The organism is Mesorhizobium sp. M7A.F.Ca.US.005.03.1.1 (genome assembly GCF_003997975.1).
Classification (GTDB): domain Bacteria; phylum Pseudomonadota; class Alphaproteobacteria; order Rhizobiales; family Rhizobiaceae; genus Mesorhizobium; species Mesorhizobium ciceri.
In genome coordinates, this window is record NZ_RZRO01000002.1 from 116,153 (window position 1) to 129,722 (window position 13,570).

12 protein-coding genes and 1 pseudogene are annotated in these 13,570 nt (G+C 63.2%); 7 read left to right on the forward strand and 6 right to left on the reverse strand.

All coding sequences use genetic code 11. The annotated features are described in order from the left end of the window. Positions 1-4: 4 nt before the first annotated feature. The 4 genes from EN990_RS01565 to EN990_RS01580 form a co-directional block, all read right to left on the reverse strand. Positions 5-1,084 (reverse strand): extracellular solute-binding protein, encoded by a 1,080-nt coding sequence (locus tag EN990_RS01565; protein WP_023809407.1) that lies wholly within the window; start codon positions 1,082-1,084, stop codon positions 5-7. A 3-nt stretch (positions 1,085-1,087) separates the two neighbouring features. Further along, positions 1,088-1,780 carry an XRE family transcriptional regulator gene (locus EN990_RS01570; protein ID WP_024503956.1) on the reverse strand — a complete coding sequence of 231 codons (693 nt, stop codon included), beginning with the start codon at positions 1,778-1,780 and terminating at the stop codon, positions 1,088-1,090. 132 nt (positions 1,781-1,912) lie between these two features. Next, positions 1,913-3,007, reverse strand: a complete 1,095-nt coding sequence (locus tag EN990_RS01575; protein ID WP_013530471.1) for an ROK family transcriptional regulator — start codon at positions 3,005-3,007, stop codon at positions 1,913-1,915. Between the two features lie 57 nt (positions 3,008-3,064). Continuing rightward, entirely contained in the window at positions 3,065-3,715 is a 651-nt protein-coding gene (locus EN990_RS01580) for an SGNH/GDSL hydrolase family protein (protein WP_023809404.1), read from the reverse strand. Between the two features lie 320 nt (positions 3,716-4,035). Here EN990_RS01580 and EN990_RS01585 point away from each other — a divergent pair, with 320 nt between their 5' ends. The 5 genes from EN990_RS01585 (at position 4,036) to EN990_RS01605 (ending at position 9,410) form a co-directional block, all read left to right on the forward strand. After that, positions 4,036-5,115 (forward strand): substrate-binding domain-containing protein, encoded by a 1,080-nt coding sequence (locus tag EN990_RS01585; RefSeq protein WP_013530473.1) that lies wholly within the window; start codon positions 4,036-4,038, stop codon positions 5,113-5,115. Positions 5,116-5,196: 81 nt separating this feature from the next. Further along, a complete protein-coding gene (locus EN990_RS01590; protein ID WP_127368126.1) occupies positions 5,197-6,708 on the forward strand; it encodes a sugar ABC transporter ATP-binding protein in 1,512 nt (503 codons plus the stop codon). 9 nt (positions 6,709-6,717) lie between these two features. Next, positions 6,718-7,680, forward strand: a complete 963-nt coding sequence (locus EN990_RS01595) for an ABC transporter permease (RefSeq protein WP_127368125.1) — start codon at positions 6,718-6,720, stop codon at positions 7,678-7,680. 3 nt (positions 7,681-7,683) lie between these two features. After that, positions 7,684-8,637 carry an ABC transporter permease gene (locus EN990_RS01600; RefSeq protein ID WP_063168693.1) on the forward strand — a complete coding sequence of 318 codons (954 nt, stop codon included), beginning with the start codon at positions 7,684-7,686 and terminating at the stop codon, positions 8,635-8,637. Between the two features lie 89 nt (positions 8,638-8,726). After that, positions 8,727-9,410: an SGNH/GDSL hydrolase family protein gene (locus EN990_RS01605; RefSeq protein ID WP_013530477.1), complete on the forward strand. Its 684-nt coding sequence runs from the start codon at positions 8,727-8,729 to the stop codon at positions 9,408-9,410. 147 nt (positions 9,411-9,557) lie between these two features. Here EN990_RS01605 and EN990_RS01610 read toward each other — a convergent pair whose 3' ends face one another. Together EN990_RS01610 and EN990_RS01615 are read right to left on the reverse strand one after the other, a co-directional pair. After that, complete coding sequence (locus EN990_RS01610; protein ID WP_224620654.1) at positions 9,558-9,926, reverse strand: hypothetical protein; 369 nt, start codon at positions 9,924-9,926, stop codon at positions 9,558-9,560. A gap of 105 nt (positions 9,927-10,031) precedes the next feature. Then, a pseudogene (locus EN990_RS01615) lies at positions 10,032-11,116 on the reverse strand (histidinol-phosphate transaminase). Positions 11,117-11,264: 148 nt separating this feature from the next. Between EN990_RS01615 and EN990_RS01620 the strand changes: the two are divergent. Together EN990_RS01620 and hisD are read left to right on the forward strand one after the other, a co-directional pair. Next, positions 11,265-12,038, forward strand: coding sequence for a glucose 1-dehydrogenase (locus tag EN990_RS01620; RefSeq protein WP_127368123.1), 774 nt, complete (start codon positions 11,265-11,267; stop codon positions 12,036-12,038). 207 nt (positions 12,039-12,245) lie between these two features. Further along, complete coding sequence (gene hisD / locus EN990_RS01630; RefSeq protein ID WP_063172700.1) at positions 12,246-13,568, forward strand: histidinol dehydrogenase; 1,323 nt, start codon at positions 12,246-12,248, stop codon at positions 13,566-13,568. The last annotated feature ends 2 nt before the right edge of the window (positions 13,569-13,570 follow it).

The window sequence follows — 13,570 nt, forward strand, 5'->3', positions numbered from 1 at the left end:
CGGCTCAGTTGCCGGCCATCAGCGCTGTCCACTTGTCGGACGCGGCGGCGAAGTTGGCGACCCAGAACTTGATGTTCTGCTGATAGCCGAGCTTGGCGTGGTCCGGCGTGTTGGTCAGAAAGGCGGCGACGGATGCGTCGACCTTCGGCTGTGCCTCGTTGTTGATCGGCGAGTAGGAGGTCTGCTCGGTCAGGATCTCCTGCGACTTCTTGCCGAGATAGGCGTTGATCAGCGCGTAGGAAGCGTCGGTGTCCTTGGCGCCGACCGGGATGGTCAGCTGGTCCATGACGACCAGCCAGTCCTTCCACACCGGCGTGTAGGCAGCGCCGTTCTTGACCGCCGTCATGGCGCGGCCGGTCCACATGATGATCATGTCGGCCTCGCCGGATTCGGCGAGCTGCTGGGATTCTGCGCCCGTCTTCCAGAAGATCGTGTCGGGACCGATCGCCTTGATCTTGGCGATGCCCTTGTCGATATCGGCCGGCGTCATGGCGTCGACCTTGCCGCCGTCTGCCAGGATGGCCTGTTCGATCAGGCCGCCGAGCGGGCTGCCGCTGCCGTCGATGGCGCGGGTGCCGGGAAATTTCGCGGTGTCGAAGAAGTCCTTCCAGTCCTTCGGCGGATTGTCCTTGTACGTGTCGTTCTTGTACATCAGGACCATGCCGTAGTTCATCGCCGGCACGCTGCACTCGCCGACCTGTCCGGGCGGGATGTGCGAGATGTCGAGCTTGGTCAAATCCAGCTTCTGGAACAGTTTTCCGCAATGCACGAAGGGCGGAAAATCGTCCGTATCGACGACATCCCAGGTCACATTGCCTGATTCGACCTGCGCCTGGAGCTTGGCGATTTCGGTCGGCCCATCATTCAAAAGCTTGACGCCGCTCTTGTCGACGAATTCCTTGAGGGCGGCGACCTGGCCGTCCTGGTAGATGCCGCCATAGGAGACGAAGGTCAGCGTCTTTCCCTTCAGCGAGCCGTCCACCACGGTCCCGGCCGGCGGCGCGTTCTGCGCGTGAGCGGCGGCCGCAAGCAAGGCCAGTGCGGCGGCGCCGACGAACCCGGCCAATCTTGATCTGCTTCCCATTTTCTAACCCTCCGATGGCTCGCTGTTTGATTTTGGTAGGCCGGGCGCGAGCGTTTTCCGGGCTACATATTGGTCGAGGTCGACGGCGCCGCTGGTCGGCGGCGCAATGATCCACAGCACTTCGGCCACCGTATCGCCGACATTGATCGTCCGGTGGGGCGTCGAGGTCGAATATTCGATGCTATCGCCCTCTTCGAGGGTGAAGCTCTCCTCGCCGAGCGTCAGTTGCACGCGTCCGCGCAGCACGAGGAACATCTCGCTCGCGTTGCCGTGCGTGTAGGGCACGTCGCCGGTCGAGCCGCCGACGGCGAACTCGCCGCAATAGACTTCCATCTCGCGGATCGGCCGGCGCGACAGCAGCGTCTTGCGGTAGCCTTCGCTGGTCGGCAGCGCCGGCCGCTCGCTGCGTGTCAGCACCGCGTGCGGCGACACTTCGCATTCGTCGAAAAGATCGGCGAGGCTGATGCCGAGCGCATTGGCAATCAGCATCAGCGTGCTGGTGTTGGCGCCGGAAAGGCCGCGCTCGAGCTGGCTTAGGAAACTGGCGGTGGTGCCGATCATGTCGCCGAGCTGGCGCAGCGTCAGGCGCCGCGTGGTGCGATAGGCCTTGATCCGATCGCCCAATACCGTCGAGCGGCGCGCTTCGGCGCTGGTCGCGGCATTGTCGTTGAGTGCGTGATCCGCAGCGATTTTCATGGCGATCTCAGGGTTCACTTAACATGCTATTAAGTGGGGCGTCCTGGCAAGCGGATTCGCCTGGTCACCTGAAAATCATCGATGGACCTGCAGAGGGCATGATCGGCCGACCGGCAACCCGGTTCAGCTCGATCACTGGATCATGAAGCGCGAACTGAATGGCAGGCTTGCCGCGCCGACGGCCTTCGGGCTGATGGTGACGCGCGCCGGCAGCGCTTCGATGCCGGGGAATTCCCGGCCGATGTCGTCGCACAAGGCCTCGGCAATCTTTTGCGGCGCATAGCTGGACAGGACGACCGTCCTGAACTCGACAAACTGGGTCAGCGCGGAGATCGACGCTTTCAGGCGGTCGGAACACTCGCCCAGCCATGCGCTGTAGGCCTCGCCCAGATCGGGCCACTCAGGGCTGCTGCTCCAGATGATTTCGGACGGGCGCCCGCGCATGGCCAGTTCGCTCTCCAGGCGCATCAGGCCGTGATCGAAGCTGGCGCTGGAGTTTCCCTTGTAGATCTGGTGGTTGAGGATGAGCCTGCTCTGCAGCCGTGCTCCGAGATAGAAGAACAGATAATCGTTGAGCGGCTTTGCGACGCCGAACATACTCTCGCCGCCGGCCGCAGCGGTGATGTCGTTCTGCACGAAAACCGGCAGCTTGATCTGTTCCTCGATCTCGGCCTGCAAGGCCTTGAGCGAGGTGCTCGATCCGTTGCGGGTTGCAGCCATCGTGTCGACATCGTCGGGAACCGCCAGGCCGATGCCGGCAACCCGGCTGCGCGCCTCGACCGGCAGGCTGGTCATGGCTTGCCCGATCGCGCCGAACAGATCGCTGCTTTGCGGAAACGGATTGGCTTCATCCGCCGGCAACTGCGTGTGGAAGCGCACCGTGCCGATGAAGTCGATGAGCGCGATGTCGATCCTGCGCCGGCTGAAGCCGACGCCAACCGCATAGGCGCCCTCCGGGTTGAGTGAAAGCGGGATCGTCGGCGGCCCGACGCGGCCGCGCTGCGCCTCGCCCTGCGAGACCAGGCCCTCCTGCTCGAGCGAGCGAACGATGACTGAAGCCGTCTGCGCCGACAGGCCGGTCTTCTCGCCGATTTCCATCCGCGAAATGCCTTCGTTCTGAAGCAGCAGGGACAGCACCAGCCGCTCGTTGTAGCTGCGGACGCTCAATGCATTCAGCCCGCTCGCACGATCGGCGATGCGCAAGGGATTGGGTGGTGCGAATCTCATGTCAGGCAAAGGTCGCCCCGTCGGTAAGAGCGCGTTGCCTGGCGGCGGTATGGTTGCTCATGTCGAGCGGCTCCAGCCGATGGCATCGACCGCGCGGGCGAGCGCGGTGCCCAGCAATCTGTGCGCCTCGGCATCGATGTGAAAGCCGTCCGCCTCGCTGCACGACACCACCGAGCCGGCATCGAAAAAGTGCAGTTCGAGCGAGTCCGCCAGAACCTCGAACTCGAGCGCGAGCAGGCGCGATTTCTCCGGCGCGCCGGCGAATATGGACTTCCATTCCTTGACGTCGTCCTGCATCGGCGGTGGCGCCACGATCATGATCTCGGGCGTCGAGCCGCCCGGACCTGGCGCCAGCTCCTTGATGTCGTAGACGAGGCAGCCGATCCCCATCGCCACTTCCGACGGCGGCTTGTTGAAGCGGATCTTCAGATCGTTGGTGCCGAGCATGATGATGACGAGGTCGAGCGTCGCATGGCTCTGCAGGCAAGGACGAAGATAGGTTCGGCCGTTCTTGTGGGCGCCCTCGATCGGGTCGTCGTGGACGGTGGTGCGGCCGCTCAACCCCTCCTCGATGACATACCAGTCAGGGCCCAGCTGAGAACGCAATATGCCCGGCCAGCGTTCACCCGGACCATAGCGCTCGAGCGGCCCCCTGCCGGGGATCTGGCCGTGCGTGTTGGAGTCGCCGTAGCACAAGACTGATCGCATGTTTTTCCCGCCGGGACAGACTGCGCGCCGAAGCCGGCGAGCGCCATTCATGATGGATAGTGGAGCGGCGAAAGGCAAGCAAGGGAATAGTCATTCAACCTGACTAACTATTGACAGGGCGAATCCGCTGTGCTTCTAAAGTGCCCGGAGGAGTTCTCGACCGTCATCATCGTCCAGCAGAAGTTGGGCTTCGACACGCATGTGTTCGGGGGCGGGAGAATTGCGCGCATCGGTCGGTTTGTGACGGGGGCATGCATTGGGAGAGCGTCTCGTGGCCATACGAATTTGTAGGCCGGAGCAACCACAAGGAGGAGTGTTCAATGTTAGGATTGCTGAAAACCGTCGGCCTGGGGATGCTCGTTGCGTCCACGCTTGCCGTGACGTCCCTGGCGCATGCGCAAGACGTCAAGCTGATGGACGGCGTGGCGCCGCGCCCCGACGACACGCGCATGACCGCCGCCGGTGCGTTCAAGAAGGACCCGCCCTGGGTCATCGGCATGAGCGACTTCGGTGTCAACGCAAACACCTGGACGGTGCAGGTGGCGCATGAGGCGGAGAACGCCGCGGCCAAGGACAAGCGCATCTCGAAATTCATCCTGCTCGATGCCGGCTTCGACCAGAAGAAGCAGGTGGCCGATATCGAGGACCTGATCGCACAGCATGTCGACGCCATCATCGTTCAACCGGTGACCAGCACGTCGGCCAATGCCAGCATCGCCAAGGCGGTCGCCGCCGGCATCCCGGTCATCCTTCACACCGGGCGTATCGATTCCGACGCCTACACCACCGAAATCCAGGGCGGCGCCGAGCACTTCGGCAAGGTCATGGGCGACTGGCTGGTGAAGACCGTCGGCGACAACGGCAAGATCTGGGTCCTGCGTGGCCTGGCCGGCCATCCGGAAGACACCAACCGCTATAACGGCCTCCTGGAATCGCTCAAGGGCACGCATGTGCAGATCATTGCCGAGGAGCATGGCGACTGGCAGTACGACAAGGCCAAGAAGCTGTGCGAGACGCTCTATCTGAACAATCCGCAGGTCGACGGCATCTGGTCGTCCGGCGCCGACATGACGCGCGCCTGCGTCGATGTCTTCAAGCAGTTCGGCACACCCATTCCGCCGATTTCGGGCGAGGGCAACAATGGCTATTTCGGCCAGTGGATTACGGATGGGTTCAAGTCGATCTCTCCGGAATACAGTCCCGCCCAGGGCGCTGCCGGCGTGCGCGCTGCCGTTGCCCTTCTGGAAGGCAAGCAGCTCTACAAGCGCTATGTCTACAATCCCGACGGATGGGACCAGGACAAGGCCAAGAAATACTATCGCGATGACCTGACCGCCAATGTCTGGTGGCCAAGCGAACTGCCGGAAGACAAGCTCAAGGAATATTACGGCAAGAAGTGACGGCGCCGTGGCTGGCGGGGAGTGGACAAACATTCCCCGCAGGCCGTTCCATGTGTCGAATCCGGTTCGTTCGAGGGTTTCGTGACCAATCTTGTCGAGATGTCCCACATTTCGAAGGCATTCGGAGGGAGCAAGGCGCTCCACTCCGTTTCCCTCGACCTCAAGGCGGGCAGCATCCACGCCCTGATGGGCGAGAACGGTGCCGGCAAATCGACGTTGATGAAGATTCTGGCGGGCGTGCATCAGCCCGATTCCGGCGAGATCTTCATGAGCGGTGAGAAGCTCGATCTGAAGTCGCCGCGCGCCGCGCTCGATGCCGGCATTTCGACCGTTTTCCAGGAGCATTCGCTGCTGCCCAATCTGTCGATCGCCGAGAACATGTTCCTCGGCCGGGAGCCGACGACCCGGTTCGGCTCGATCGACTATCCCGCGATGAAAAGGCAGACCGCCAGGGCGCTTGGCGAACTCGGCCTCACGCTCGACCCGTCGCAACTCGTTTCCAGCCTGACGATCGCCGAGCGGCAATTCGTCGAGATCGCGCATTGCATCCAGGCCGACGCCAGCGTGCTCATCCTCGATGAGCCGACGGCGGCTCTCAACGCGGCCGATGTCGATGTGCTCAACCGCAACATCCGCCGGCTGCGCGACAAGGGGAAAGCCATCGTCTACATCTCGCATCGCATGGAGGAGATCTTCGAGTTGTGCGACACGGTGACGGTGCTGAAGGATGGCGCACTGGTCGGCACCAGGACGGTGTCCGAGATCACCACCGACGAACTCATCGCCATGATGGTCGGACGCGAACTCCAGGACCTTTTTCCCGATCGTACGGGCGATGTAGGCGATGAGATCCTGCGCGTCGAAAACCTCAAGATCACCGAGACATCGCAGCCGCTGTCGCTGACTTTGCACAAGGGCGAGATCGTCGCCCTGGCCGGGCTGGAAGGGCAGGGCCAGCAGCGCTTCCTGCGATCGCTGATTGGCCGCTACCATCCCTTCGCCGGGACGATTTCTATCAACGGCAAGGCGCTGAAGATGCCGCTCCCGGCGTCGGCGGGCGTTCGGTATTTGCAGCAGCTGAAGGTCGGCTTCGTTCCCGAGGACCGCAAGGAAGAGGGGCTCTTCCTCGCTTTGCCGATCGCCCACAACATCGCCATCGGATTGCATTCGAGGCGCCCTGAACTTGCGCCGGCGCGGCCATATCGAAACGTCATCGCCCGCATGATGGAGGTCATGAACATAAAGGCGGCGGGCCTGTCGGCTGCGGTCGGTTCGCTGTCGGGCGGCAACCAGCAAAAGGTTCTGCTCGGCCGCTACCTTGCCGCCGATCTCGATCTTCTGCTGGTCGAAGAGCCGACGCGCGGTGTCGACATCGGCGCCAAGTCCGAGATCTACCATCTTCTGCGGGACTTCACCGCGAAGGGCGGCGCGGTGCTGGTGCTCTCGCGCGAGACGATCGAGCTGATCGGGCTCTGCGACCGCATCTACGTCGTCCATCACGACACGATCGTGGCCGAAATGCCGGCAGCGCAGGCGAGCGAACACAAGATTCTCGACGCGGCCCTCATGGGCGGCTCCACGCGCCAGCATTAGGGGCCTGCCATGGTTCGTTCGGTTTTCAACATCCTGAATGGCCGGAACACGCGGCAGGGCCTGTGGGGCCTGCCGCTGCTGGTCGCGTTGCTCATTTCGCTGTGGCTGACTGTCGAGACGACGCAGTTCGCCACGGCCGAAAACCTCTTCAACCTGGTTGCCCAGGCGATGCCGCTGATCATCGCGGCGATCGGACAGCTCGTCGTCGTGCTCATCGGCGGGCTCGACCTGTCGGTCGGCTCGGTCATCAGCTTCACCACCGCGGTGCTGGCGCTCGACCAGCCAGCGATTGTGTTGATCCCGGCGGTCCTCGTGCTGGCGGCAGTCATCGGGCTGATCAACGGTCTGGCGATCACCCGTTTCAACGTCCATCCGATCATCGCGACGCTGTCGACGCAGTACATCGTGCTCGGCATCACGCGCATCCTGCGGCCCGTCTCCGGCGGCACGGTGCCGGAGATCGTCATCGATGCCGTCTCGGGCAGTTTCCTCGGCATTCCCTATCCGGTTTTCTGGGGCATCGTCGTGATCCTGGCAGCGTGGAAACTGCTCTACGGATCCCGGTATGGGCTGCATCTGTTTGCGATCGGCGGCGGCATCGCGTCCGGCGCCGAGAGTGCTGCCCGCAATTTCGGCGTCTCCGACCGCCGCAACATCATCCTCGCCTATGTGATCTGTTCCTGTTTCGCAGCCGTTGCCGGTGTCTTCCTGGCCGGGCGCATCGTGTCGGGCGATCCGAATGTCGGGCTGCTTTTCGAACTCGATACCGTCACCGCCGTGGCGCTTGGAGGCACCCAGCTTTCCGGTGGCATAGGCAGCCTGCACGGCACCGTGATCGGCGCGCTGGTCATGGCGCTGCTGGCCAATGGCATGAACCTCGCCAACGTCTCGCCGTTCGTCCAGACCGCGATCAAGGGCGGCATCCTGCTGGCGGTGGTCGGGCTGCAATCCCGCAAGAAGATGGGGCTATAAAAGATGGCTGCCGTTCTCGCAAATCCGATCGCCCGGCGCCTGCTGCGCATACCGCCGTCCTATTTTGTCTTCCTCGTGCTGCTGGCCACGCTGTGGATCGCACGACCGAACATGCTCAACCTCAACATCATGGGTATCTTCGTCAGGCAGATCGTCCCGCTCGGCATCCTGGTTCTGGGGCAGCTCGTCGTCATGCGGGTGAAGTCGATCGACCTTTCCGGCGGCGGCATCATCCTGCTCATCAACTATTTCATTTCGTCAGGCACTTTCCCCGGCGCGTCGATGCCTTTCTTCGTCGTGCTGGCGCTCGGTACCGGCCTCGTCATCGGCCTGTTCAACGGCTTCATGATAGGGAGCCGGCGGGTGTCGGCGGTCATCGTCACGCTGGCGGTCAGCATCATCCTGGTCGGGCTGGTGCAGTTCCTGTCGAGCGGCAATCCGCCCGGCGATGTGCCGAAGCTGTTCAACGACCTCTACAACACGAAATTCCTGTCGGTTCCGACGCCGGTGCTGTTCTGGGTCCTGCTGACCGCTTTGGTGTGGCTGCTGCTGTCGCGGACCGTCTTTGGCCGCTACGTCGCCTCGGTCGGGGAGAATGCCGAAGCCGCGCATTTTTCCGGCGTGCCGGTCCAGCGCACGGTGATCCTTGCGCACACGCTCGCCGGCCTGATCGCGGCGATCGCGGCCCTGGTGCAGACCGGTTCGATCGCCGTCGGCAGCGTCCGTGTCGGCCTCGACCTGCCGATCCTGGCGGTCGCGGCAACGATCCTCGGCGGCGTCGTCTTCGGTCGCGGCGACGGTGGCGTCTGGGGACCTTTCTTCGGGGCGTTGTGCTTTGCTCTGCTGTTCGTGGTGATGACGGTGCTCGGCATCGACGAGCCCGGCAAGCTTATCGCGCAGGGCGTCATCATCCTGGGTGCCGCGATCTTCTACGGAGTGCGGGTGCGAAACCCCTGACCTGAGACGGCGAAAAGCAAGCCGACCGGCGTTCGCCGGGACTGACAAATCCACGCGTTCAGACAATTGCAAACAGATGGAGAACATGGATGTCACCGCCAAAAAACATCATGTGCTACGGCGACTCGCTGACCTGGGGCTGGGTTCCGGTCAAGGAGGGGTCGCCGACCTACCGCTACCCCTATGACCAGCGCTGGACCGGTGTGATGGCGGCGGCGCTGGGAGGGGGCTACCACATCATCGAGGAAGGCCTGAGCGCGCGCACGACCTGTCTCGACGACCCCAACGATCCGCGCCTGAACGGCGCCAATTACCTGCCCTCGGCCATCGCCAGCCATCTGCCGCTGGACCTGGTCATCGTCATGCTCGGAACCAACGACACCAAGTCCTATTTCCGCCGGACGCCTTATGAGATCGCCAATGGAATGGCGAAACTGGTCGGGCAAATCCTGACCAGTGCCGGCGGCATCGGCACCCCTTATCCGGCCCCCAAGGCGCTGGTCATTGCGCCGCCGCCGCTGACCCCGATGCCCGATCCATGGTTCGAGGGCATGTTCGGCGGCGGGCACGAAAAATCCAGGGACCTGGCCAGGCAGTATAAGGCGATGGCGGATTTCATGAAGATCGATTTCCTCAATGCCGGCGATTACCTCACCACGGACGGTGTCGACGGAATTCATTTCACCGCCGCAAACAACGCCGATCTGGGACGCGCCGTCGCCGACAAGGTCAAGTCGATCCTCGAGCCGGGCCAGGTCAGCACCGCCGCTTGAAGCCACCACGCCCGTCGGCTTGCGGCACACAGGCCCACGGCGCAGGTGTGTCGCAGGTTCCTCCGGCGATGCACATCGATGCGGGGCCGAACGATGCGTTTGGCCCCGCGTTGATATGGCGCCCGGCACCGGCAGATGTGCGTCGATCTAGGGGCTTGGCCTCGGAACATCATCGGCCGATGCTTTGGTTTGACGATCGAAGACGACCGCCAGGCCGTTCTTGACGGCAAGTGAGGCGACCATGTCGTCGAGCTCGCGATCGGGAATGGCGGGTTTGAGGACCTGCCGGATGGCCCGATAGGCCTGCTCGGTCGACACATAGTCATAGCGCTTTTTACGCGCTTCCACATATTGCTCGATGAGAATGCCCAATCGGCGGGCGGCTATGTCATCTGGCTGCTGCAAGGGAGCCTCCTCAAGCGTCGATCGTTTGCAGACCCCTCGGATGTAAAAACCCACGCTGCGAAAGTTAAGGCCTGCGGCTGGTCCGAAGCCAAATAAATACGCTGTGGTCATCGACGATCCGCACGGCAGCCAAGCCAAGCGTCGGTCAAGGCCTTGGGCGAAATAGGGCGGCAGCGATCGGCTCCCAAGCGCGGAGCGATCCGCCCAGACGTGCATTCACAACAGCGCCGACAGAGCGGCCATGAAGTGGTCGTTTTCCGAAGTCGAGCCGATGCTGACACGCACATAGGTGTCAAAGCCCTGCTGCTTCCACGGTTTGACGATGACCCCTTGCCGCAGCAGGCCTTCGACGAAGACGGAGGCATCCTGCCGGCAGTTGAAGAACAGGAAATTGCCTCTGGAGGCGGCGACGTCGAGGCCCTTGCTCGCCAGGAAAGTCTCGACGCGTTTTCTCTCCGCCCTGGCCAGAGCTACGACCCTGGCGAGGTGTTCGTCATCGGCCAGCGCCGCGAATGCTGCGGCCTGGGCCATGCCGTTGGCGTTGAAAGGCGTGCGGACGCGGTCCAGCAGCGCGCGCAGCTCCGGGTCGCCGACGATGCCGAAGCCGATCCGCAATCCGGCCAGGCCGAACGCCTTGGAAAAGGTCCGAAGCACGATCCAGGGCCGGTCGAGCTTTCCCAGGTAGGGCAGGGATGACGCATAGTCGTCGCCCTTGGCATATTCGGCATAGGCTTCGTCGATGACGATCAGCGTCTCGTCGCTCGTCGCATCCAGAACCCTCGACAGATCGCCGCCGGAGAGCCAGCTGCCGACCGGGTTCATCGGGTTCGAGAACAGCAGCATGCGCGGCCGTTCGCGCACCGCCTCGACCAGCGCATCGACATTGATGGTCAGATCGTCGTTGACGACAACGCGCTTGACGGTAGCGCCCACAACGTCGTGTAGTCCTCATGCAGCGGAAACGACGGATAGAGCGTGACGACGGCGTCGCCCGGCCGCAACACGGCGCGGCTGATGACGGAGAGAAGATCTTCGGAACCGTTGCCGAGGATAATCTGGTCCTCGGCGACGGCATATTTGTCGCCGATCGCCTGGCGCAGCTTGCGCCCGGCAGGGTCCGGATAGAGGCGGAACATCTCGGAGCCGGCATGCATCGTGGCGGCGAGGCTCGGGCTGGGCCCGAGCGGGTTTTCGTTCGAGCCCAGTTTGGCGATTCTGGCCGGTGCGTATCGTTTCCGCACCTCGTCAATGGTCAGTCCGGAATTGTAGGGCGACAGGCAGTTGACTTCGGTGCGGACCATATCCGAGGCTTTCGACACGGGCTGGCTCCTCTGCGGTGGATTTCGTCATCCGTACCGCAGCTGAAATGCTTTGTATATGCTTGTATATGTAAGCTGACCTGATAGTCTCTACGCCGAAGCGGAAACCGACACCGACCAGGAGGATCACATGCGCAACGCTTCTCTCTTCGATCTCTCCGGCAGGAAGGCGCTTGTCACCGGCGCCAGCCGTGGCATCGGGCGCAGCATCGCCGAAGCGCTGAGTGCTGCCGGCGCCGACGTCGCGGTCACGGCGCGCAGCCTGGCCGCGCTGGAGCACACGACGGTCGCCATCCGCGCGGCCGGTGGGGTGGCGCATGCCGTCGCTCTCGACGTCACCGATGTCGGCCGCTGCCGCGCAGCCACCAACGAGGCTGCCAGCCTGCTTGGTGGTCTCGACATTCTCGTCAACAATGTCGGGATGGAGGAGGTGCGGCCCTCGCTCGATGTCGACGAGGCGCTGTGGGACAGGATCGTCGACACGAATCTGAAGGGAGCGTTCTTCTGCGCCCAGGCCGCCGCGCGGCAGATGCGCGACGCCGGCCGTCCCGGCACCATCATCAACCTGTGCTCGCTGACGTCGGAAGTCGGAATCCCAACCGCGGTGCCGTATGGCTCGTCGAAGTCCGGCCTGCTCGGCATGACGCGGGCGCTTGCGGCCGAGTGGGCGGAGCTTGGCATAAGGGTCAACGCCATCGCGCCGGGCTATTTCAGGACGGCGATGACGGACGTTTTTTACAACAACGAGGCATGGCAGCACTCCATGCTGGCCAAGATCCCGCAGCGGCGTTTCGGTGATCTCTCCGACCTGCATGGCATCGCCGTGTTCCTCGCTTCGGATGCGGCGGCCTACATAACCGGCCAGTCCATTCCGGTCGATGGCGGCTTTCTCGCCTCGATCTGATGAGGCAGGTTTATCTCGGTAGTTTCGACGGGAAGGATGATGGAAAAATCGCTGGCGACCGTCACATAGACATGTATATACTTTTGCCCAAGTGAAGCCTCTCGACGGCTTTGATCCTTGTTCAGGGTCGACCTGTCGGCCCGCAGCATATGGCCGGCCTGCGCCAGCCGTCATTGCGTTCCAAGAGTTCCAGGAGAACGAGCAGCCATGTCCGACATCAGCTTCCACGATTTGTCATCCATCGATGCCGACCAGCGCGCCAGTCTGCTGAAGCGCGCCGAGGCCGATCTGACGGTCTTCGTCGAGAAGGTCCGGCCGATCATCCAGGCCGTCAAGGACGAAGGCGACGCCGCCTTGATCCGCTTCGCCAGGGAACTCGACAAGGCCAATGTCGCCGAGGGCGAGCTGCAGGTGTCGGAAGCCGAGTTCGACGCGGCGTTCGACAAGGTGGAAAAGGACGTCGTCGAGAGCATCCAGTTCGGCATCGACAACATCAGGCATTTCCATGAGGAGCAGAAGCCGGAAACGATGTGGCTCAAGGAAGTCCGGCCGGGCGCCTATGCCGGCGACCGGTACACGCCGATCGCTTCCGTTGCGCTCTACGTGCCGCGCGGCAAGGGTGCTTTCCCATCGGTGACGATGATGACGTCGGTGCCGGCGGTGATTGCCGGCGTGCCGCAAATCGCCATCGTGACGCCGCCGACATCGGATGGTTCGGTGGACGCGGCAACGTTGGTCGCCGCACGCCTCGCTGGCGTCGGAACCGTCTACAAATGCGGCGGCGCTCAGGCAGTTGCCGCCGTCGCCTACGGCACGGAGACGGTGAAGCCCGCGCTCAAGATCGTCGGCCCCGGCAGCCCCTGGGTGGTGGCGGCCAAGAGCGTGCTGTCGTCGGTCATCAACACAGGCCTTCCGGCCGGGCCGTCCGAAGCAATCATCTTTGCCGATGACAGCGTCGACGGCGGGCTTGCTGCGCTCGACCTGTTGATCGAAGCCGAACACGGGCCGGATTCTTCGGCCTATCTGGTGACGCACAGCCGCAAGATCGCCGAAGCCGCATTGGCTGCAATCCCGGAGCACTGGTCGCGGATGACCGAGCAGCGTGTCGAGTTTTCACGCGCGGTGCTGACCGGCAAGCGCGGTGGCATCGTGCTGACCGCGTCGCTGGAAGACAGCTACCGCTTCATCAACGACTATGCGCCCGAACATCTCGAGATCCTGTCGAAGGAGCCGTTCGCGCATCTCGGGCGCATCACGGAGGCGGCTGAAATCCTGATGGGGCCGCACACGCCGGTGACGCTGGCCAATTTCGTGCTTGGACCCAATGCGGTGCTGCCGACCAGCCGTTGGGCGCGGACCTACGGGCCGCTTTCGGTGACGGATTTCGTCAAGCGCTCGTCGGTCGGCTATGTCACCTCGGTGGCCTATCCGGAACTCGCTCTGCACGCCCGCAGGCTCGCCCGCTACGAGGGCTTCAGCTCGCATGAGAACGCGGTCTCGGAGATCCGCGACCGCTATCTTGCCGGCTAAGC

Bases quoted from the DNA above. Each gene is read 5' to 3' on its own strand.
- EN990_RS01565 (WP_023809407.1), bottom strand. From the start codon at position 1,084: ATGGGAAGCAGATCAAGATTGGCCGGGTTCGTCGGCGCCGCCGCACTG.
- EN990_RS01570 (WP_024503956.1), bottom strand. From the start codon at position 1,780: ATGAAAATCGCTGCGGATCACGCACTCAACGACAATGCCGCGACCAGC.
- EN990_RS01575 (WP_013530471.1), bottom strand. From the start codon at position 3,007: ATGAGATTCGCACCACCCAATCCCTTGCGCATCGCCGATCGTGCGAGC.
- EN990_RS01580 (WP_023809404.1), bottom strand. From the start codon at position 3,715: ATGCGATCAGTCTTGTGCTACGGCGACTCCAACACGCACGGCCAGATC.
- EN990_RS01585 (WP_013530473.1), top strand. From the start codon at position 4,036: ATGTTAGGATTGCTGAAAACCGTCGGCCTGGGGATGCTCGTTGCGTCC.
- EN990_RS01595 (WP_127368125.1), top strand. From the start codon at position 6,718: ATGGTTCGTTCGGTTTTCAACATCCTGAATGGCCGGAACACGCGGCAG.
- EN990_RS01600 (WP_063168693.1), top strand. From the start codon at position 7,684: ATGGCTGCCGTTCTCGCAAATCCGATCGCCCGGCGCCTGCTGCGCATA.
- EN990_RS01605 (WP_013530477.1), top strand. From the start codon at position 8,727: ATGTCACCGCCAAAAAACATCATGTGCTACGGCGACTCGCTGACCTGG.
- EN990_RS01610 (WP_224620654.1), bottom strand. From the start codon at position 9,926: ATGACCACAGCGTATTTATTTGGCTTCGGACCAGCCGCAGGCCTTAAC.
- EN990_RS01620 (WP_127368123.1), top strand. From the start codon at position 11,265: ATGCGCAACGCTTCTCTCTTCGATCTCTCCGGCAGGAAGGCGCTTGTC.
- hisD (WP_063172700.1), top strand. From the start codon at position 12,246: ATGTCCGACATCAGCTTCCACGATTTGTCATCCATCGATGCCGACCAG.